Raw genomic sequence first — 917 nt, 5'->3', positions numbered from 1 at the left:
AACTTATCCAGATCATCGATACTATCTGTTCTGAAATTCAAGTATTGCCTTGTAACGCCGTTAAATTCTTGTTTTACTTGAAGTTTTTCGCTCATCGCATAATAGCTGTCTTTTTCAATTTCACTTTTAAGCTTTAATCGAGCTTGTTCAATTTCATGTTCATAACGTTTGTACATCATGGCTGAAACGGCTGCTGATGTTTCATTTATATGACCAGGTGTAAATGTTGAAATAGTTATACCATTTCCAGATTCAACAAAAAGCAATTGGAGTTGAAAAGGAACGTCATAATTGACAGTACCAACCACTGAGATACCATCTACCTTACTTTTCTCGCTAAATCCAGATTTATTAGTGTAGGCATCAACTAAATTAATTTTACAATCATAACCAAAGGTGTCTTTCACGTAGTCTTTGTATTTTTTGATTGCTTCATCTTTATGTTTTTTCAGAAATACTTCGTTTCTTTTTTTATGTTCACCAATATATTTACCATCATAATCTTTGACGCTAACCGTTTTTGGAATAGATTTTGTTTGATTCTTTGGTATGAAAGAGCAACCGCTTACTATGATTGATGCGCACAATAAGATTCGCATAATTTTTCTCATATCTTCATTAGCTCCTTTGTATTAGCTGTTTTTCAGTTGATAGATAAATTACACAAAAATCAAAAAATTGTTATTCAATATTATTATAAACTAATCATGATTGAAGTAACTATAATTAATTAAATTTACAAAAGATATCATAAATATTAATTGCATAAATCCTTATCTGAAATTTTCGGATCAAGAACGCAAATTATAAGCAACCACGTCATATATAGTTTCTACTTATAAATAAATTGTTTATTTATATTAGACGCTTATGTAAAGAGGGCGTAACCTTAAATGTAATTACTTATAAGGGGTGAA

At 29.7% G+C, this 917-nt stretch carries 1 pseudogene; it reads right to left on the bottom strand.

From position 1 onward, the window contains the following. A pseudogene (locus IDG60_RS16385) lies at window positions 1–611 on the bottom strand (hypothetical protein); the annotation flags it as partial. Window positions 612–917 lie beyond the last annotated feature (306 nt).

Source organism: Staphylococcus sp. EG-SA-2, assembly GCF_017152085.1.
Note: the sequence above shows the minus strand (reverse complement) of the source record. Positions and strands in the feature narration are given on the sequence as shown.